Raw genomic sequence first — 20279 nt, forward strand, 5'->3', positions numbered from 1 at the left:
CGGCGCGGCCGGGCGCGAACCGCACCCGGGCCCGGCGGTGGTCTGCCACCGGGTTGGCTGTGGCGACCAGCGTCGCGCTCGCCCTGGTCGGCCTCGCTGTCGCCCCGGCCGCCCACGCGGTCGGACGCACCACCACCGAGGCCGATGGGCAGAAGCGGCCGAAGGGTACGGCGGTCGCCTGCGACGCGGACGCGCTGATCGCCGCGATCACGTCCGCCAACGCCACCGGCGGTGGCGTGTTCGACCTGGCCAAGGACTGCACCTACCTGCTCACCGCCGACATCGACGGTGCCGGTCTGCCCGCGATCGTCACCCCGATCACCCTCAACGGCGGCAAGAAGACCACGATCGAACGCGCCGCCGCCGTGGACGAGTTCCGGATCTTCACCGTTGACGTCGGCGGTGACCTCACCCTCCACCACCTGAAGATCACCGGCGGTCAGACCGCCGAGGATGGCGGGGGGATCTTCGTGGCCGCCGGTGGTGCCCTCACCCTTGAGCACAGCAGGATCGTGCGCAACATCAGCGCCCAGGAGGGCGGCGGCATTCGGAATGCGGGCACCGCCACCGTCACGCACTCCCACATCGAACGGAACACCGCCGGTGGGAGTGGGGGTGGGGTCGCCAGCACCGGTGCTCTCGAGCTGCACTCCTCTTCCGTGGGCGAGAACGTCAGCGCGAACGGCGGGGGCATCTCCAGTGCCGGGGCCGTTGTCATCGCCCGCAGCGCGATCACCGGAAACCGGGCAACCTCCGTCATCGGTGGCGGACTGCTCGCCACCGGAGGAAGCGCCCTGCTCACCGACTCGCACGTGCTTCGTAACTCCTCCAACACCGAGGGTGCCGGGGTCGTCGCCATCTCCGTGCAGCTGCACCTGCGGCGGGTCGCTATCGCCGACAACGCGGCCCGCAGCGGGGGCGGCGGACTGATCATCAACAGTACGTCCTCCGCGACCGTGCAGCAGGGTCTCATCAAGGGCAACACCGCCAACACCGATGGCGGGGGCGTCTTCAACGCTGGAGTGTTGGCGCTGTTCGACACCGAGGTCCAGGGCAATCAAGCCACTCGGGGCGGGGGTGTCTACAACGATGCCGTCGGTGCGCTCACCCTCTATGGCACCACGATCAAGAAGAACACTGCTGTCGCCGACGGTGGTGGAGTCTTCAATGAGGCTGGTGGAACAGTCGAGCTGAATACGGCAACCGGCACCGTGGTGACGAAAAATCGGCCCAACAACTGTGTCAATGTGGCCGGCTGTCCAGGCTGAGCCTCGAGAAACTCCCATCAAACAATGCGCGAATCGTGAACCCAGAGGTGATCTTCTAATGTGCGGGATAGCGGGCTACATCGGCATCAGCGCATTCTGGGGTGAGCCGGTGCTACGCCGGATGGCCGACGCCCAGGTCCACCGGGGCCCCGACGGAGATGGGTACCTGGCCGAAGGGCTGATCGGGTTGGCGCACCGGCGGCTGGCGGTCATCGATCGAGCCGGTGGGAAGCAACCGTTTCACTCGGCGGACGGCCGATACGTGCTGAGCTACAACGGCGAGGTCTACAACTATCGGCAACTGCGCGCGGAGTTGAGCGATCTCGGCCATCGATTCACCACGGAAAGTGACACCGAGGTGGTGCTGACCGCGTGGATCCAATGGGGCCGGGCCGCCTTCGACCGCTTCGATGGAATGTTCGCCCTGGCAATCGCCGATCTGGAGCGGGGCGAGGTGGTGCTGGCCCGGGACCAGTTCGGCATCAAACCGCTGTACCTCGCCGACGACGGAGACGGACGGGTCTTCTTCGCCAGTGAGATCCGTCCCCTCTTCGCCGCCGGTGCGATCACGCCCAGCCCCGACGACCACACCATCTACCGATACCTACGGTTCCGGATCCACGATGACACCCCGCGGACGTTCTTCCACGGGGTCACCCGGTTGATGCCGGGAGAGATCGCCCTGCTCACCTCGGACGGCGCAATCCAACGCTCGACCTACACCCGCCTCTACGACGACATGGATGCGCTGGCGGCGGCGCCGACCCGCTATGACCAGGCAGCCCAGGAGCGGTTCCGGGCGGTGCTCGACCGAGCGATCCGGGCTCGGCTGGTCAGCGACGTCCCGGTCGGCACGGCCCTCTCCGGTGGCTTGGACTCCTCGACCGTGGTGGCCAGCATTCATCACATGATGGCCGCCGCCGGCGACACCACCCGACCCGTTGGTGCGACGCAACAGACCTTCTCCGCGGTCTTCCCCGGGGAACGAAACGACGAGGAACGCTACGTCGACGCGGTCGCGGCCACCTGTGGCGAGGCACTCCAGGTGCACAAGGTGCGCCCGACCCCGGACCGCTTTCTGGTTGATCTGCGGGACTTCATCCGGACCCAGGAAGAACCGGTCATCTCCACCGCACCGTACGCGCAGTACTGCGTGATGCGCGAGGCGAGCCAACATGTGACGGTGATGCTCGACGGTCAGGGCGCAGACGAGCTGCTCGCCGGCTACCTGCCCTACTATCTGGTGCACCTGCGCGGCCTGCGCGGTGGCCGGGTGGCCGGAGAGCTGCTCCGCTCCGTCGACGTGCTCTGGCGCCTGGGCCGCACCCGGCTGACCGATGTCGTTGGTCGTCGGCGACGGACACCGACGGTCGCCCTGCTGGGCCGGGACTTCGCCGAAACCTATCGGTACGAGCGCTTCCCGATGGTGCGCAATGACATCAAGGCCCGGCTGGCCTCCGACCTCTTCCGGCACAGCCTTCCCGCGTTGCTCCGCTACGAGGATCGGAACAGTATGCGATTCTCGATCGAGGGTCGGGTGCCGTTTCTCGACGCCGCTCTGGTGCGTACCGTGTGGTCGCTTGACCCGTCCGCAATCATCCATCACGGCTGGAACAAGCGGGCACTGCGGGACGCGACCGTTGACCTGCTGCCCCGGCTGGTCAATCGACGTCGCAACAAGATTGGGTTCACCACGCCCGAGGACAGCTGGTTCCAGCGCATCAAGAACGACGTGTATCTCATCTTCGCCTCCCGGTCGTTCGGTGCGCGACCCTACTTCGACCAGCGAGCCGTGCTCCAGGCATTCGAGGACTACGTCGCCAGCCGGGGCGGTGTGGAAACCATGACGTTCTGGCGGATGCTCAATGTTGAACTGTGGCTGCGCGAGTTCATCGACCCGCACCCGACCAGCGATGCGGGCACCTCGGGGGCGGCGGAGCCGGCCCGGGTCGGCGTCCAGCGGGGCACTGGCTCGGACACCGACCAGGGGGCGGACCCGCCGGCGCTGCCGAAGCCGGACTTCGTTCCCAACCAGGGGAAGGAGTTGCTGACGCCCGGTGGCGCCTGGGCCCGGTTTCCGCTGCGAACCGACCTTATCGCCACCGGTGACGACGTCCCCGCGCTCGCCGTCAACCGGGTCGGTGAGTTCTACAAACAGGGGGCGGAGATGCCGTTTCCCGTCCAGCAACTGGCAACAGCCGGACCCTGGTACCTGTTTGTCAGTGAGAAGGTGGTCGCGGTCGCGCAGGGGCGAATCTTCAACGTGACCGACATCAGGAGCGGAACCTGGGCGCGCTTGCTGTCGCGAGGTGTCCTGCGTACCCCGTACGGCATTGGGCTGGGGCATCCGGCCACGATGCAGCTGGCTATCCAGGAGGCAGGACTGCCCCGCATCCTCACCGCTGCAGCAGCCGGGGCGGCCGGGAAGGCGGTCGGGCGACGGGGGCTGTTCTACCGGGTCGCCGGTCCGGCGGTACGCGCCATCGACGGGCCCACCGAGTACTCGGCCTACCCGGCGAACATATCGGCGAAGCTGGCGCCGCACGATCCGGATCGGGTCGCCCAGGACATCTCGGCGGCGATCCGGGCGGCCCTGCCCGCCGAGTTCGCGGAGCGATTCGGGGGCACAGTGATCATCGACGCCAATGACTTCGGTCAGGACATCCTGGGTCAGGACGCCGACCTACCGGAGGCGGTGCTGGTGGCGGCGTTCGTCGACAACCCACTCGGCCAGGCCCGCGAGCAGACGCCGTTCGCCGTTGTGGTGGCCCAGCACCAGCGCGGGGTCGCGGGCGGTAGTGGCGGCCACGGGTGTGCCACACCGGCGGCTGAGCCGGAACGCAAAACCGCCGACGCCCCGAGGTAGGGGGCATCGGCGGTGTCGGTCTGGCGGTTAGCGGCCTTAGCCGATGAAGCCCTCAGCCTTCATCCAATCGGAGACGACCTGGGCCACCGGCTCGCCCTGGACGTCGATCTTCTCGTTGAGCCCGCGCAGGGTTTCGTCGTCGAGCTTGGCGATCACCGGCTCGAGGATCGTCAGGATGGCGCCGTACGACTCGGCGGTCTCGCCGTTGAGGGTGGGAGCCGGGTTATAGATCGGGAAGAAGCTCCGGTCATCCTCCAGCACCCGCAGGTTCAGGTGGCTGATCCGGCCGTCGGTGGTGAAGACCTCGCCGAAGTTGCAGGCCTCACCCTTCTTCGTCTCGGTGTAGACGACGCCGGTGTCGACGACCTTGACGTTGTCCTCCGGAACGTCCATCCCGTACGCCGCGGTCATTCCGGGCCAGCCGTCGTTACGGCCGACGAACTCTGTCTCCAGGCAGAACGTCGCTTCCTGCGGGTTGCTCTTGGCGAATTCGGCCAGTTCGGAGAGGGTCGAGAGGTTCCACTCCTCGGCCTTCTCCTCCCGCAGCGCGATGGCGTAGGTGTTGTTCGCGGGAGCGTACGCCCCCCAGACCACGTTGTTCTTCTCCTTGTCCTCCTTGACCACGGCCGCGTACTGCTCGGCGGAGTCCTGGATCGGGTCGGTGTGGTCGAGGTAGGTGATCCACGCCGTACCGGTGTAGTCCCAGTAGACGTCGACGTCGCCGCTGAGCAGCGCCTTGCGGACGTTGACCGAGCCCTTGATGTTGGTCTGGTCCTCGACCTCCGCGCCGGCTGCGGTCAGCGCCTGCATCGTGATGTGCCCGAAGACGATGTTCTCGGTGAAGTCCTTGGAACCGACGACGACGGTCTGTCCCTTGAGGGTGGCGTCCTCCTTGATCGATCCCTCGCCGACCGCGACGTCGGCGCCGGACTCGTCAGTCGTCACCGAGCAGCCGGTGAGCGCGAGGGCGACCACCGCGGAGCCGGTCGCCAGGCGGGTGAGTGCGGTTCGATTTCGCATCGTTACCTTCCTTGGGGTAGTGCGAGTGTCGGTGGTGGGTAGGTGCGAGCGACGCCGCTCAGTCGAGCCCACGGGGCCGGAGCAGGTCGGAGATCACTCCGCCCAGCCAGTCCAGCGTCAACGCCAGGGTCGCGGTCAGGACGGCTCCGGTGACGAGGATCGTTTCGCGTTGGAGTTTGATCCCGGTCACGATCAGCGAACCCAGACCTCCGGCGTTGATGAACGTGGCGAGGGTGGCCACGCCGACGGCGAGGACGAGTGCGGTCCGCACCCCGGCGAGGATGACCGGAACGGCCAACGGCAGTTCGATCCGGAGCAGGACAGCCAGGGGTGACATCCCGATGCCCCGTCCCGCCTCGATCAGATGGCGGTCCACCTGGTTGATCCCGACGATGGTGTTCTGGAGTACCGGGAGGACGGAGTAGGCGACCAGACAGATCAACGTGGTCGAGAAGCCGATGCCGAGGAAGATGCTCAACAGGACGAGCAGCCCGATCGCGGGGGTCGCCTGACCGATGTTGGCCAGGCCGGTGGCGAACGGAGCCAGCCACCGTATGGACGGACGGGTGAGCAGGATGCCACCCCCACCGGCGATCGCCACGACGAGCACGGTGGTCAGCGCGGTGAGCGTCACATGCTCGCCGACCGCCCGCAGCAGTTTGTTGGCCTCCAGGGCACGCTGTTCGATGTCGTCCAGGTCCGTGGCGCTGACCCAGAGGTAGGTGCCGAGCAACACCACGGCGAGGAGCGCTGGCATCGTGGCGTGTCGCCCCAGCATCCCGCGCCAGCGGGACGCTGGGGTGAGTATGGTCTCTTCGGCCCGGATCTGGGTGGCGCTGCTCATCGCTGCTCCGGGGCGAGCTCGGCGGCGGTGGTCGCGCCCGCACGCTGGTCAGGAACCCCGGCGCCCGGCTCCTCCTGCTCTGACGCGTGGTGGATCACCTGCATCAGACCGTCGAGCGTTACCGTGCCGGCGTAGCGGCCGTCCTCGTCAACCACGACCGCGGCGCCGTCGCGGGAGGCGAGCATCGCGTCCAGGGCGTCGCGGAGCGTTGCCTGCGGCTCGACCGTCGTCACCGTCTGGCCGGCCCCGTCGAGAGCGCCCGCGCCAGCGGCCAGATCGTGGGCGTTTACCCAGCGCAGCGGCCGATTGTCGGCGTCCACGGTCAATGCCGAGGAGCCTTCGGTCTGCTCCAGCTGGCGCTTCGCGCCGTTGGCGGCCTTGTCCGGCTGGATCAGCGGGACGTCCTCCCACGCGATCGCGTCAACCCGGCGCAGGTCGAGCTGCTTGAGCCGGGCACCGCGGCCGATGAACTGGGCAACGGTGCTGTCGGCGGGATTCGCCAGCAGGTTTTCCGGGGTGTCGAACTGCCGAATCTTGGACCTCTCGCCGAGGACGGCGATCCGCGTACCCATCTTGATCGCCTCGTCGAAGTCGTGCGTGACGAAGACGATGGTCTTGCGCAACTGCTCCTGCAGGCGGAGGAACTCGTTCTGCAACCGGTCCCGGGTCATCGGGTCGGTGGCGCCGAAGGGCTCGTCCATCAGCATCACCGGCGGATCCGCGGCGAGCGCCCGGGCCACCCCGACGCGCTGCTGCTGCCCGCCGGAGAGTTGGCGGGGCAGTCGGTTGCGGTAGATGGCCGGTTCGAGGCCGACGAGGTGGAGGAGTTCGTCGGCCCGGGCCTCGATCCGCTTGCGGTCCCAGCCGAGCATCTTGGGCACCAGCCCGACGTTGGTGGCGACGCTCATGTGTGGAAAGAGCCCCACCTGCTGAATGACATAGCCGATCTGCCGGCGTAGGTCGTTGCCGTCTAGCGCGGTCACGTCGGTGCCGTCGATGAGGATCCGGCCGCTGCTGGGCTCGATCAACCGGTTGATCATCTTCATGGTGGTGGTCTTGCCGCAGCCGGAGGGGCCGACGAAGACGATGATCTCGCCCTGCTGGATCGTCATCGACATGTTGTCGACGACCGGGGCCTTCTGTCCCCGGTAGAACTTGCTGACCTGCTGCAGATCGATCATTACGTCGCGGCTCATTCTCGGCCTCCGAGGGAGGGGGAAGGGACTGCTGTGGTGGGCGTGAGCGCCGGGCGGCGCGCCAGGCGGGGGCGGAGTAAATTCGGTCGTTGCCCGGCCTGGGTGAGCTTGCCCAACAGAGCGAGGGCAAAGTCGACGGTGAGTGCCAGCACGATGACGCCGACCGTTCCGACCAGAGCCTGGTTCAGGGAGTTCACGCCGCCGAGATTGGCGAGGCCATCGAAGATCTGATGGCCCAGCCCGGGGCCGCCGACATAGGCGCCGACTGCGGCGATCCCCATCGTCATCTGGGTGGACACCCGAATCCCGGTCAGGATGACCGGCCAGGCGAGCGGAATCTCCACAGTGGTCAGGGATCGGATTCGGCTCATGCCGATTCCCCGCGCGGCCTCGGTCAGGGCCGGGTCGATCTCGCTCAGGCCCACGATGGTGTTCCGCAGGATCGGCAGCAGGGCGTACATGGTGAGAGCCACCAGCGTGGGCGCGTAGCCCAGCCCGAGTGGTGCGATCAGGAGGCCGAGTAGGGCGAATGATGGGATGGTGAGCATGGCCGCGGCCATAGCCGTCGCGACGGCCCGGGCGCGTGGGTTGCGGTAGGTCCAGAGGGCGATCAAGACGCCGATGACCGTCGCCAGGGCGACGGACATCAGCACAATTGTCGCGTGTTCGAGGGTCTGTGCGAGTAACAGCTCACGCCGACTTTGTAGATATTCGAGGAACGTCATGTGTCACCTGTCACCTCCTGCTGTGGCATTCGTGGCCCTGGGGTCAAGGAGCGGCTGGGTGGGCCGTAGCGAAAGCGGGTCAGCCATCAGCGAGTGGTGATCGGCCGATGGTGGCAAAGGGGTCCGACCAGGGGCTGAACCGCGACTCAGGGAGCACGGGCCCGCGTCGGTTCGAAGCCGCCGTCCTCCCTTGCCTCGTCATTTTGGAGCACAATCCTAACTCAACGTCACACCGGGGACTGCGTGCCCTCGTGGGCATCGAGTGCGGGATGTGGGATAGAGCGGGCGAAAGGCGCTGATGGCGACGGTCGATCTGTGCCGTCAGTTGCCGCCATGCCCGGGTGGTGGCCGCGGCGCCGAGGTGTCTCGATGGCGAGGTGTCTGCCCCGGCGGTGGCTGGGATGGTCGTGCCGTACTGTCCTGATTCGGTTCGCATGGGTGCAAGAACGTTATCTTGTGTTCCTCGTCCTGTGATCTCTTCCGTATGCGCAGGTCAGGAGCGTGTGGGCTGACGGGGTGCCGCAGAACGCGAGGTAAGGTTGCATCCCTGCACGCATCCGGTTCGACCCCCGAACCGGTCGGGAGCGCGCGGCCGGTCGGGAGCCGGTGCGGACGCACCGGACGGACGCGACTGTGGAGTGACGTGCGCCATGCCATCAAGTCGCAGATTCGTCCTGTCGTCATGCCCGGGTTCGACGAGTTCCGCGACCAGTTAAGTGAGGTGAGTGGAAGTGACAACCCAGCGTTACGATTACGTCATCGTTGGTGGCGGTTCTGCCGGCAGCGCGCTCGCCGACCGGATCTCCGCCGACCCGGGCAACCGGGTTCTGGTTCTGGAGGCGGGTCGTCCCGACTACCCGTGGGACGTCTTCATCCACATGCCGGCGGCGCTGCCGTTTCCGATCGGGAGCCGGTTCTACGACTGGCAGTACAACTCGGAGCCGGAGCCGCACATGCACGGGCGGCGCATCTACCACGCCCGGGGCAAGGTGCTGGGTGGGTCGAGCAGCATCAACGGGATGATCTTCCAGCGGGGCAACCCGTTGGACTACGAGCGGTGGGGCGCCGACCCGGGCATGGAGACCTGGGACTTCGCCCACTGTCTGCCGTACTTCAACAAGATGGAGTCCGCCCTGGGGGCGGATCCGGACGACCCGTTCCGTGGCCACGACGGCCCGTTGCTGTTGGAGCGTGGCTCCGCGGACAACCCGGTGATCCAGGCCATGCTGGCGGCGGCGGAGCAGGCCGGCTACCCCCGTACCACCGACGTCAACGGTGCGCAGCAGGAGGGTTTCGCCCCGTTTGACCGGAACGTTCGTCGTGGCCGGCGGTTCTCCGCATCCCAGGCCTACCTGCGCCCGGCGATGAAGCGACCCAACCTCGAGGTGCGTACCCGCGCCTTCGTCACCCGCGTCATCTTCCAGGGCACCCGCGCCGTGGGCGTCGAGTACACCCGCGGCCGAGGGACGACCCCCCACCGGGTGTACGCCAACGAGGTGATCCTCAGCGGTGGCGCGATCAACACGCCGCAGTTGCTGCAGCTGTCCGGCGTGGGTAACGCCGACGAACTGCGCGGCCTGGGCATCGACACCGTCGCGAACCTGCCCGGGGTGGGCGAGAACCTGCAGGACCACCTGGAGGTCTACATCCAGCACGCCTGCACCCAGCCAGTGACGATCCAGCCCTACCTGAACTGGCGGTACGCGCCGTGGATCGGCGCCAAGTGGCTGTTCGGACGGACGGGTCTGGGCGCCACCAACCACTTCGAGGCGGGCGGCTTCGTCCGGAGCAACGACACCGTCGACTACCCGAACCTCATGTTCCACTTCCTGCCGATCGCGGTCCGCTACGACGGCTCCTCTCCCTCCGGTGGCCACGGCTACCAGGTGCACATCGGCCCGATGTACTCCGACGCCCGCGGTATAGTCAAGATCGTCAACCGTGACCCTCGGGTGCACCCGGCCCTGCGGTTCAACTACCTCTCCACCGAGCAGGATCGACGGGAGTGGGTGGAGGCGGTCCGGGTGACCCGCGACATCCTCGGCCAGTCGGCGTTGGCGCCGTTCAGCGGTGGTGAGATCTCCCCCGGGCCCGAGGTCCAGACCGACGAGGAGATCCTCGACTGGGTCGCCCGCGAGGGTGAGACCGCGCTGCACCCGTCCTGCACGGCCAAGATGGGGACCGACGACATGTCTGTGGTGAACCCCACCGACATGCGGGTGCACGGGGTGACCGGGTTGCGGGTGGTGGACGCGTCGGTGATGCCGTATGTCACCAACGGGAACATCTACGCACCGGTAATGATGGTCGCCGAGAAGGCGGCGGACCTCATCCTGGGCAACACGCCGTTGCCGCCGTCGTCGCTCGACTACTACCGGCACGACCGCGGTTCGTCGGCGGTGGCATGATGCCGCGTCGCGAAGGCAGAGCTGTGTCAGGGAACCACCAGATGAGTGCACCGGGGAGTTGCGCGTGAAGGACCTCTACATCGATGGGCAGTGGCGGGAGTCGGTAGCCGGCGGGCACCGGGAGATCCGCTGCCCGGCCGACGGCACCCCGGTGGCCACCGTCACCGAGGGGAGCCGGGACGACACGATCGCGGCGATCCGCGCGGCCCGGAAGGCGTTCGACGAGGGGCCGTGGCCGAAGACCCCGGCCGGCGAACGCGGTGCGCTGCTGCACCGCGTCGCCGACCTCCTCCAGCGGGACAAGCAGAAGTTCGCCCGCGCGGAGTCGCTCGACACCGGCAAACGGCTGGTGGAGAGCGAGTACGACATCGACGACGTGACCGCCTGCTTCCGGTACTACGCGGGCCTCGCCGACACCGACGGCGGACGCGTCGTGGACACCGGGCGCAGCGACGCGATCAGTCGGGTCGAGTACGAGCCGATCGGTGTGTGCGGGCTGATCACGCCCTGGAACTACCCGTTGCTGCAGACCTCGTGGAAGGTCGCCCCGGCGCTCGCCGCCGGAAACACCTTCGTCCTCAAGCCCAGCGAGTTGACCCCCGCGACCGCGATCCTGCTGATGCGGCTGCTGGACGAGGCCGGGCTGCCGCCGGGCGTCGCCAATCTGGTCCTCGGCGCCGGTGCCGAGGTCGGCGCACCGCTGGCCGAGCACCCGGACGTGGACCTGGTCTCGTTCACCGGGGGCCTGCAGACCGGGCGGGGCCTGATGGCGGCGGCGGCGACGACGGTGAAGCGGGTGACGCTCGAACTCGGCGGCAAGAACCCGAACGTTGTCTTCGCCGACGCCGACTTCGACGCCGCCGTGGACTTCGCGCTCACCGCGGTGTTCCTGCACTCGGGCCAGGTCTGCTCGGCCGGTACCCGGCTCGTGGTCGAGGAGTCCATCCACGACGCCTTCGTGGATGCGGTCGTGGATCGCGCCCGTCGGATTCGCCTCGGCGGGCCCTTCGACGCCGACGCGGAGACCGGCCCGCTGATCTCCGCCGCCCACCTGTCCAAGGTGGAGTCGTACGTCGCGGCTGGAATCGCCGAGGGTGCGGTACTGCGCTGTGGTGGCCGTCGCCCCGAAGAGGACCGCCTCGCCAACGGCTTCTACTACCTACCGACGGTGCTTGACGGCTGTCGTGGGGACATGTCCGTGGTCCAGGAGGAGTCCTTCGGCCCGGTCCTCACCGTCGAGACCTTCACCGACGAGGACGAGGCGGTTCGCATCGCCAACGACACCCACTACGGCCTCGCCGGCGCGGTCTGGACCAGCGACGCCAGCCGGGCCCAGCGGGTCGCGCAGCGGCTGCGGCACGGCACGGTCTGGATCAACGACTACCACCCGTACGTACCCAAGGCGGAGTGGGGCGGCTTCCGGCAGTCCGGCAACGGGCGCGAGCTGGGCCCGACCGGGCTCAACGAGTACCGGGAAATGAAGCACATCTGGCAGAACACCGATCCCCGTCCGCAGCACTGGTTCCGCGGCTAGCGCCCCCACGCCACCCCGCAGCCGTCGCCCGACGAAAGAGACGAGTCAGCCATGTCTGTCCCAACCGACTATCACCGCCGTCCCGGCGGGCCCATCCCCGCGTGCGCACCCCGGTGCCGCACGGGCGCGCCGAGGTCGCGGAGTAACGACCGGGCGGGGTGGGCAGCATGAGCACGGATACGGCGGTGCAGCCGCGCGGGCAGGTCAATGATCACCAGACTCCGGTGATCTCGGTCCGGAACCTGTGGAAGGTGTTCGGGCCGAACGCGGAGCGGGTGCCCGGCTCGGCCGAGCTCGCGGCGCTGTCTCGGCGGGAGCTACGGGAGCGGGCCCGGTGTACCGCCGCGGTACGGGAAGTGTCGTTCGACGTCGCGCCCGGTGAGGTCTTCGTCGTGATGGGGCTCTCCGGCTCCGGTAAGTCCACGCTGGTGCGCTGCCTGACCCGGCTGATCGAGCCGACCGCGGGGGAGGTGGTCTTCGAGGGCGAGGACATCCTGCGGGCCGACAAGAAGCGGCTGCGGGAGCTCCGGCGCCGGAAGTTCTCGATGGTCTTCCAACACTTCGGTCTCCTGCCGTACCGAACGGTGGTCGACAACGTCGGCTATGGCCTGGAGATCAGGGGCGCCGGCCGCGCCGAGCGGATCCGCCGGGCGAACGAGGTCATCGAGCTGGTGGGCCTCGACGGCTACGAGAACGCGTACCCGGACCAGCTCTCCGGCGGGATGCAACAGCGCGTCGGGTTGGCGCGGGCGTTGGCCGGTGACCCGGACGTGCTCTTCTTCGACGAGCCGTTCTCCGCGCTGGACCCGCTGATCCGCCGCGACATGCAGAACGAGGTCATCCGGCTGCACCGCCAGGTTGGCAAGACGATGGTCTTCATCACGCACGACCTCTCCGAGGCGCTCAAGCTCGGCGACCGGATTCTGCTCATGCGCGACGGCAACGTGGTGCAGGCCGGGACCGGGGACGAGCTGGTCGGGGCGCCGGCGGACGACTACGTGCGTGACTTCGTCCAGGACGTGCCCCGCGCCGACGTCCTCACGCTGCGGTGGATCATGCGTCCCGCCCGGGACTCCGACCAACTGGACGGCCCCGAGCTGGGTCCGGGTGTGATCGTGCGGGACGCGGTCCGCACGGTGCTCGCCGCCGACCGGCCGGTGCGGGTCGTCGAGAACGGGGAACTGCTGGGCGTGGTCGGCCATGCGGAGGTCCTCGACATTGTCGCCGGCAATCAGGCGGGCGCCTAATGGCCACGACGACCATGACCGGCTCGTCCACGCGGACCACCCCACGTCGACGAATCACCAAGCCGCTCGCGGTGGTGGGCCTGCTCGCACTCTGGCTCGTCGCCTGGACCCTGCTGCGCGGCCAGGACATGTTGGAGCTGCCCCGGGCCACGCTGACCGATCTGCACCACTGGCTCAACGACGTCAACGACTCGGTCGGCGCCAGCCGGAACAGCAACCCGCTCTTCCTGTACTTCTTCAACGAGATTCGCGCGGTGATGGACGCGCTGGTGACCTTCGTCCAGGGGCTCATCGCGCAACCGGCGTACGGGCGGCCGGTGCCGGTGCTCGGGTGGCTGGGTGTGGTCGCGCTCGTCTCCTACGCCTCCTGGGCGTTCGGCAACTGGCGGGTGGCGCTGCTCGCCGCGGGTGGGTTCACTCTCTTCGGCCTGCAGGGGCTGTGGCAGGAGAGCATGGACACGCTGGCGTTGACGTTGGTGGCGGTCTTCGTCTCGCTGTTGTTCGGCATTCCGCTGGGCATTCTGGCCGGGGTGTCGGACCGGTTCCACCGGTTGATCACTCCGGTGTTGGACCTCATGCAGACGATGCCGACCTTCGTCTACCTGGCGCCGCTGACCCTGGTCTTCCTGATCGGCCCGGCCTCCGCGACAATCGCGACCCTGATCTACGCCATGCCGCCGGCGATCCGGATCACCGCGCACGGGATCCGTTCGGTGCCCGCACCGCCGGTGGAGGCCACCGACTCGTTCGGCGCGACCCGGCGGCAGCGGTTGACCAAGGCGCTCCTGCCGCTGTCAAAGCGGACGATTGTGCTCGGCGTCAACCAGACGATCATGGCGGCGTTGGCGATGGTGACCGTCGCGGCCCTGATCGACGCTCCCGGCCTCGGAAAGACGGTGATCAAGGCCCTGCAGACCACCGACGTCGGTACCGCGTTCAACGCGGGTGTCGCGATCGTGGTGATGGCCATCGTCCTGGACCGGGTCACGACGGCGGCCAGCATCCGCGCCGAGCAGGGCGGCGGGGAAGCCAATCCCCGGATCCGCCGGCTGCTCCTGGCCGGGTTCGGGCTGGTCGCCGCGGTCTGCTCGTACCTGTCCTACACCTACCTGTGGGCCTCTGAGTTCCCGGAGGGCGGCCAGCTCGGCGAGTATCTGTCGCAGGGGGCGACCACGGTGACGACGTGGGCGCAGCACAACCTCGCGGACCTTACCGCGGCGGTGAAGGACGGCGTGACCATCGCGTTGCTCAACCCGTTGGAGGCGCTGCTGGCCGAGTCGCCCTGGTGGTTGATGGGTGCGGTGATCGTGCTGCTCGCCGCGCTGATCGGCAACCTGCGGGCCGCCGCCGTCGCCGCGGTCTGTGTGGGGCTGTTGGTCGGCAGTGGGCTCTGGAACGCCAGCATGGTCACTCTGGCCATGACGCTCGTGGCCACGCTGTTGGTCGTGACGCTGGGAGTGGTCATCGGCGTGTGGATGGGCCGGAGTAGCCGGGCCGATCGGGTCATCCGGCCGGTCCTGGACGCCGGGCAGACCATGCCGGCCTTCGTCTACCTGATCCCGGTCGTCGCCCTCTTCTCGGTGAGCCGCTTCAGCGCGATCGTCGCCGGTGTCGTCTACGCCGCGCCGGTCGCCATCAAGCTCGTCGCGGACGGGGTGCGCGCCATTCCGGAGTCGACGGTGGAGGCGGCTACTGCCGCCGGCTCCAACACCTGGCAGACCATCACGAAGGTCCAGCTGCCGATGGCGCGACAGTCCTTGCTGCTCGCCACCAACCAGGGGCTCATCTACGTGCTGTCGATGGTGGTCATCGGTGGCCTCGTCGGGGCCGGTGCGCTCGGCTACGAGGTCGTCGCCGGTTTCTCGCAGGGGCAGCTCTACGGCAAGGGCCTGGCGGCGGGCGTCGCGATCGTCGTACTCGGGATCATGCTTGACCGGATCGCGCGGGCTGCCGCGCAGCGGTCGGACCGCGCTCCCAGCGCCAACCAGACGTGACTCCTCCGCCGTTCCGGTGCGCCGGGGCCGCGAAACCGGAGTTGACCGACGAACAACACCTTTGGGAGGGTGACAGTAAATGAGATCCATTGTTAATAAGAGGGTCCTGGCGGGCGTCTCGCTGTCCGCGGTGGCGGCGCTCACGCTCACCGCGTGCGGTGGGGACAAGATCGAGTCGACGGATGCCGCCGACTCGGGTGACTGCAGCACCTTCACCATCGCGATCAACCCCTGGGTCGGGTACGAGGCGAACGCGGCCGTCATCGCCCACGTCGCCGAGACCGAGCTCGGCTGCAAGGTCGTCAAGAAGGACCTCAAGGAGGAGATCGCCTGGCAGGGCTTCGGCACCGGCCAAGTGGACGCGATCGTGGAGAACTGGGGCCACGACGACCTCAAGAAGAAGTACATCGAGGATCAGCAGACCGCGGTGAACGCCGGTTCGACCGGTGTGGAGGGGGTCATCGGCTGGTACGTTCCGCCATGGATGGCCGAGGAGTACCCGGACATCACCGACTGGAACAACCTGAACAAGTACGCCTCCCTCTTCGAGACCACGGAGTCCGGCGGCAAGGGGCAGCTGCTCGACGGTGACCCGTCCTTCGTCACCAACGACGAAGCCCTGGTCAAGAACCTGGGGCTGGACTACCAGGTGGTCTACGCGGGCAGTGAGCCGGCCCTGATCCAGGCGTTCCGTCAGGCGGAGGAGAAGAAGGAGCCGGTGCTCGGCTACTTCTACGACCCGCAGTGGTTCCTCTCCGAGATCGAGCTGGTGAAGGTGGACCTGCCCGAGTACCAGGAGGGCTGCGACGCCGACCCGGAGAAGGTCGCCTGCGACTACCCGGTGTACGACCTCGACAAGATCGTGAGCAAGTCGTTCGCCGACGCCAATGGGCCCGCCTACCAGCTGGTCGACAACTTCAACTGGAGCAACGAGGACCAGAACCTGGTGGCCCGGTACATCGCCCAGGACAACATGTCGCCGGAGGAGGCGGCTGAGAAGTGGGTCGAGGCCAACCAGGACAAGGTTGAGGCCTGGCTGCCGCAGAGCTGACCATCTCGCAGGACCTGTGCGGTGGCGCCGGTATTCACCGGTGCCACCGCACAGCTGTCTGCTCGACCTCCTGCCGTCTGTCCGGTAGCTCCCGGGGCTCCGCTATGGATTCGCGGGACCACGGACGGGTCGCGGTGTCGCTACGCTACGACGGTGCTGTTGGCGTAGCTAACCAAACCGGGGGTCGACGTGTCGCAGAACCAGGCCGAGCCGCAGACCGAAAACACCAGCTCCATGTTGGACGCATCGGTGCCGCACTCGGCGCGGGTGTGGAACTACTGGTTGGGCGGCAAGGACAACTTCGCCTCGGACCGGGCCGCCGGTGACCAGGTTCGGGCGGTCTTCCCGGAGATCGTCGAGGCCGCTCGCTACTCCCGGGAGTTTCTGCGCCAGGCCGTGACCTACCTCGCCGCCGAGGCCGGCATCCGCCAGTTCCTCGATGTCGGCACCGGCCTGCCGACCGCCGACAACACCCACCAGGTCGCCCAGCGGATCGCACCGCAGACCCGCGTCGTCTACAACGACCCGATGGTTCTCGCGCATGCCCGGGTGCTGCTGACCAGCGACCCGGCCGGCGCCACCCAGTACCTCGACGCCGACCTGCACGATGCGGAGCGGGTCATCCGGGAGGCCCGGGCGACGCTGGACTTCGACGAGCCGGTCGGCCTGATGATGTTGGGGGTGATGGGCCACGTCGCGGACCCTGCCCAGGCGCGGGATGCCGTACGCGCTCTGGTCTCGTCCCTGCCGTCGGGCAGCTTCCTGACGATGTCCGACGGCACGGCCACCAGTGAGCGCGTGATCGAGTCCCACCGGCAGTACAACGAGAGCGGAGCGGCACCGTACCACCTGCGCGAGGTCGCCGACTTCGCCGCCTTCTTCGACGGGCTCGAGCTGGTCGAGCCCGGTGTCGTGCCGCTGGGGCGCTGGCGACCGGAGAACGGCTCGCGGACGGTCGTGGACGGCTACTGCGGGGTTGCCCGCAAGCCCTGACCACCAGCGCCACCGCGGCCGGGGGGCCGAGTCCGGCCCCTCCGGCGTCAGTGGTGGGCCCCGTGTTGGTCGAGTTGGTGGCGCAGGGCGCTGGCGAAACCCTCCGCGGTGCGGAGCTGCTCGCGTAGCGTCTCCACCCGAGTGGCGGCGATGGTGTGGAACAGGCCGAGCCGGTCGAGCAGCGCGGGCCGGTCGGCAGCGTCGGCGGTCACCAGGGCGTCCAGGACGGCGAGCAGCGCCCGCATCTCGTCGAGGCTGAACCCGAGCGGTTTCATCCGCTTCACCACCGCGAGACGCTCCAGGTCCGCATCGGTGTAGAGGCGGAAGCCGCCCTCGCTGCGGGCCGACGGGATGATCAGTCCGGCGTCCTCGTAGTGCCGGATGGTGCGAATGCTCAGCCCGACCCGCTCGGCCGCCTCGCCGATTCGCATCAGCGGCCCGGCGCCCGACGGGCGCCTGGTGGACCCGGGCGCGGGACCACCGGGCACCGGGCCGGGCATCAGTGGCCCCCGCCGAGGGTGCCGGCCAGGTTGCCGTGGATGGCCGCACTGGGCTGGTTCAGCTCGATGATCTCGACGGTCTTGCCGCGAGCCGCGTACTTCGTGGTGATGGCGTCCAGCGCCGCGACCGACGAGGCGTCCCAGACGTGGGCGTGGGTCATGTCGATGACCACGTGTGACGGGTCGTTGGCGTAGTCGAACTGGTAGACCAGATCGTTGCTGGCGGCGAAGAACAACTCGCCGTGCACCGAGTAGATGCGGCTCCCGCCATCGGGGTCCAGCACGCTGGTGACCTCCACCAAGTGCGCGACCCGGTTGGCGAAGATCACCATCGCGGTGAGGACGCCGAGGACCACCCCGATGGCCAGGTTGTGGGTGACCAGGGTCGTGGCGACGGTGGCGACCATGACCAGCGTCTCGCCCCAGGGCATCCGCTTCAGCGTGGCCGGGGCCACCGAGTGCCAGTCGAACGTCGAGACCGAGACGATGATCATCACCGCGACCAGGCCGGCCATCGGGATCGCGGCGACCACGTCACCCAGGCTGACCACCAGGATGAGCAGGAACACGCCGGAGAGGAAGGTCGACAGCCGGGTCCGCGCGCCGGACGCCTTGACGTTGATCATCGTTTGGCCGATCATCGCGCAGCCGCCCATACCGCCGAAGAAGCCGGTGACGATGTTGGCGACGCCCTGGCCCCAGGACTCGCGGGTCTTGTTGGAGTGGGTGTCGGTGATGTCGTCCACCAGCTTGGCGGTCATCAGCGACTCCATCAGCCCGACCAGCGCGACGCCGAGGGCGTACGGAGCGATCAGGGTCAGGGTATCGACGGTCCAGGGGATCTGCGGCAGCCCGAGGGTGGGCAGGCTGTTGGGCAGCTCGCCCTGGTCGCCGACGGTCGGCACGGCAATCCCGGCGATGACCGTGATGGCGGTCAGGACGATGATCGTCACCAGCGGAGCGGGTACGGCCCGGGTGATTCGGGGTAGCCCGATCATGATCGCCAGAGCCAGGCCGACCAGCGGGTAGACCAGCCACGGCACCCCGAGCAGGTACGGCACCTGGGCGGAGAAGATGAGGATGGCCAGCGCGTTGACGAAGCCGACCATCACGCTGCGGGGGATGAACCGCATCAGCTTCGCGACCCCGAGCAGCGCCAGTAGCACCTGGAAGATGCCGCCGAGGATCACCGCGGCGATCAGGTAGTCGAGCCCGTGCTCCTTCGCCAGCGGTGCCACGACCAGAGCGATTGCCCCGGTCGCCGCGGAGATCATCGCCGGTCGGCCGCCACAGATCGCGATGACGACGGCCATGGTGAAGGAGGCGAACAGCCCGACGCGGGGGTCCACCCCGGCGAGGATCGAGAAGCTGATCGCCTCGGGAACCAGCGCCAGGGCGACGACCAGACCGGCGAGCACCTCGGTACGAAGAACCCTCGGTGTCAGCCAGGACGGGCGGGACAGGCGCGGCCGGGGGACCGCGGGCAGCTCAGAAGACATACGGCCGTTTCCACTCGGGTGTGCGCCGGGGCACACACAGATCGGCACGTCCTACTCGGGACGTGCCGAATTTCGTACACAAACAGTCTGGGTTGGGAAACCCGGTGCTAATCCGGGCAACCTTGCCCGGGAGGGACCGTGAGGGGCCAGTAGCCGCACCTCGACGACCGGGAACGAACTCTACCCTTCGGTGAGGGGAGAGTTGGCCTCCCGTGATGATCGTCACGCTGTCCCGAACCTGTCAAGTGATCAGCCGAACCGGACTCGGGAAATCCGGCATTTGGTGTTGTCCGCATATTCGGACGATGAATTGGGTGAGTCGAAATAATGGCATGTTATTGACCGGGTGTTTCCGGGATGCCGAAATGGCCCATCCTGTTCTTGCTGCTCAGGCAGTCTGCGTTTAGTGTTGCGCCCTCCGGAGCCGATGAGGTCTAAGGAGCTGTACCAATGCGCAAGCGCTTTGCCCTGCCATTGATGACAATGGGAGCTGTAACGGCCACGATGGCCGTCGCCGCGCCCGCCCAGGCGCACGGCTATGTGTCGGGACCGCCCAGCCGGCAGGCGCTCTGCGCACAGGGTGTGGTGTCCGACTGTGGCCCCATCCAGTTCGAGCCACAGAGCGTCGAGGGGCCGAAAGGGCTGAAGAGCTGCAGTGGCGGCCTCCCCGAGTTTGCCGTGCTCGACGACGAGAGCCGGGGCTGGCCCGCGGCCACGGTCGGCCGGTCGGTCACCCTCGACTGGATCAAGACGGCCCCGCACAAGACCAGTAGCTGGGAGTACTTCATCGGCGACGAGCTGTTGGCCACCTTTGACGGTGGTGGAGTGCAGCCGCCGTCCAGGCTCTCGCACACAGTCGACCTGGGTGACCACGTGGGCCGGCAGAAGGTCCTCGTGGTGTGGAACGTCGCCGACACCCCCATGGCGTTCTACTCCTGCATCGACGTGAACATCGACGGCGGGGCGTCGCCTTCGCCGTCGGGGACTGCGTCGCCTTCGCCGTCGGGGACCGCGTCGCCTTCGCCGTCGGGGACCGCGTCGCCCGGTGACGGTTGGGCGGTTGGGGTCGCCTACCAGGTCGGTGACGAGGTGACGTACGACGGGGTGACCTACCGGGCTCGGCAGGCGCATACC

Annotated in this window: 14 protein-coding genes and 1 pseudogene; 9 read left to right on the forward strand and 6 right to left on the reverse strand. The window is 68.0% G+C overall.

The features are described 5' to 3' along the window. Positions 1 to 194 precede the first annotated feature (194 nt). Both K228_RS0120605 and asnB read left to right on the forward strand, forming a co-directional pair. The gene (locus K228_RS0120605; RefSeq protein ID WP_029723814.1) at positions 195 to 1268 is read left to right on the forward strand and encodes a hypothetical protein; all 1074 of its coding nucleotides are present in this window, start codon (positions 195 to 197) and stop codon (positions 1266 to 1268) included. Between the two features lie 58 nt (positions 1269 to 1326). Next, positions 1327 to 4100: pseudogene (gene asnB, locus K228_RS0120610) on the forward strand (asparagine synthase (glutamine-hydrolyzing)). A gap of 70 nt (positions 4101 to 4170) precedes the next feature. Here the strand turns inward: asnB and K228_RS0120615 are convergent. Genes K228_RS0120615 through K228_RS0120630 form a run of 4 tightly spaced genes read right to left on the reverse strand, consistent with a single transcriptional unit; the run spans position 4171 to position 7919 of the window. Next, positions 4171 to 5154 (reverse strand): glycine betaine ABC transporter substrate-binding protein, encoded by a 984-nt coding sequence (locus K228_RS0120615; RefSeq protein WP_025620140.1) that lies wholly within the window; start codon positions 5152 to 5154, stop codon positions 4171 to 4173. A 58-nt stretch (positions 5155 to 5212) separates the two neighbouring features. Beyond that, positions 5213 to 5998, reverse strand: coding sequence for an ABC transporter permease (locus tag K228_RS0120620; RefSeq protein WP_025620141.1), 786 nt, complete (start codon positions 5996 to 5998; stop codon positions 5213 to 5215). Further along, positions 5995 to 7194, reverse strand: a complete 1200-nt coding sequence (locus K228_RS0120625) for an ABC transporter ATP-binding protein (protein WP_025620142.1) — start codon at positions 7192 to 7194, stop codon at positions 5995 to 5997. The genes K228_RS0120620 and K228_RS0120625 overlap by 4 nt, the downstream gene beginning before the upstream one ends. Next, entirely contained in the window at positions 7191 to 7919 is a 729-nt protein-coding gene (locus tag K228_RS0120630) for an ABC transporter permease (RefSeq protein ID WP_025620143.1), read from the reverse strand. The genes K228_RS0120625 and K228_RS0120630 overlap by 4 nt, the downstream gene beginning before the upstream one ends. 731 nt (positions 7920 to 8650) lie before the next feature. Between K228_RS0120630 and betA the strand changes: the two genes are divergently transcribed. The 6 genes from betA (at position 8651) to K228_RS0120660 (ending at position 17146) form a co-directional block, all read left to right on the forward strand. Beyond that, complete coding sequence (gene betA, locus K228_RS0120635) at positions 8651 to 10327, forward strand: choline dehydrogenase (RefSeq protein WP_025620144.1); 1677 nt, start codon at positions 8651 to 8653, stop codon at positions 10325 to 10327. A gap of 64 nt (positions 10328 to 10391) precedes the next feature. Beyond that, on the forward strand, positions 10392 to 11861 hold the full coding sequence (locus tag K228_RS0120640) for an aldehyde dehydrogenase family protein (RefSeq protein ID WP_025620145.1): 1470 nt from the start codon (positions 10392 to 10394) through the stop codon (positions 11859 to 11861). Between the two features lie 167 nt (positions 11862 to 12028). Then, on the forward strand, positions 12029 to 13108 hold the full coding sequence (locus K228_RS0120645; protein ID WP_025620146.1) for a quaternary amine ABC transporter ATP-binding protein: 1080 nt from the start codon (positions 12029 to 12031) through the stop codon (positions 13106 to 13108). Then, entirely contained in the window at positions 13108 to 15102 is a 1995-nt protein-coding gene (locus K228_RS0120650; protein ID WP_025620147.1) for an ABC transporter permease, read from the forward strand. Before K228_RS0120645 ends, K228_RS0120650 begins: the two co-directional genes overlap by 1 nt. A 79-nt stretch (positions 15103 to 15181) precedes the next feature. Continuing rightward, a complete protein-coding gene (locus K228_RS0120655; protein ID WP_025620148.1) occupies positions 15182 to 16153 on the forward strand; it encodes an ABC transporter substrate-binding protein in 972 nt (323 codons plus the stop codon). A gap of 189 nt (positions 16154 to 16342) precedes the next feature. After that, complete coding sequence (locus K228_RS0120660; protein WP_025620149.1) at positions 16343 to 17146, forward strand: SAM-dependent methyltransferase; 804 nt, start codon at positions 16343 to 16345, stop codon at positions 17144 to 17146. A gap of 47 nt (positions 17147 to 17193) precedes the next feature. Here the strand turns inward: K228_RS0120660 and K228_RS0120665 are convergent, their stop codons facing one another. Together K228_RS0120665 and K228_RS0120670 are read right to left on the reverse strand one after the other, a co-directional pair. Next, entirely contained in the window at positions 17194 to 17646 is a 453-nt protein-coding gene (locus K228_RS0120665) for a MerR family transcriptional regulator (RefSeq protein WP_025620150.1), read from the reverse strand. Beyond that, positions 17646 to 19145: a SulP family inorganic anion transporter gene (locus tag K228_RS0120670; RefSeq protein WP_025620151.1), complete on the reverse strand. Its 1500-nt coding sequence runs from the start codon at positions 19143 to 19145 to the stop codon at positions 17646 to 17648. The genes K228_RS0120665 and K228_RS0120670 overlap by 1 nt, the downstream gene beginning before the upstream one ends. Positions 19146 to 19595: 450 nt before the next feature. Here K228_RS0120670 and K228_RS0120675 point away from each other — a divergent pair. Further along, positions 19596 to 20279 (forward strand): lytic polysaccharide monooxygenase (locus tag K228_RS0120675; protein WP_025620152.1); only part of this gene is annotated, 684 nt, incomplete at its 3' end.

Origin of the sequence: Salinispora cortesiana (assembly GCF_000484695.1) — a bacterium.
In the GTDB taxonomy this organism is placed as follows: domain Bacteria; phylum Actinomycetota; class Actinomycetes; order Mycobacteriales; family Micromonosporaceae; genus Micromonospora; species Micromonospora cortesiana.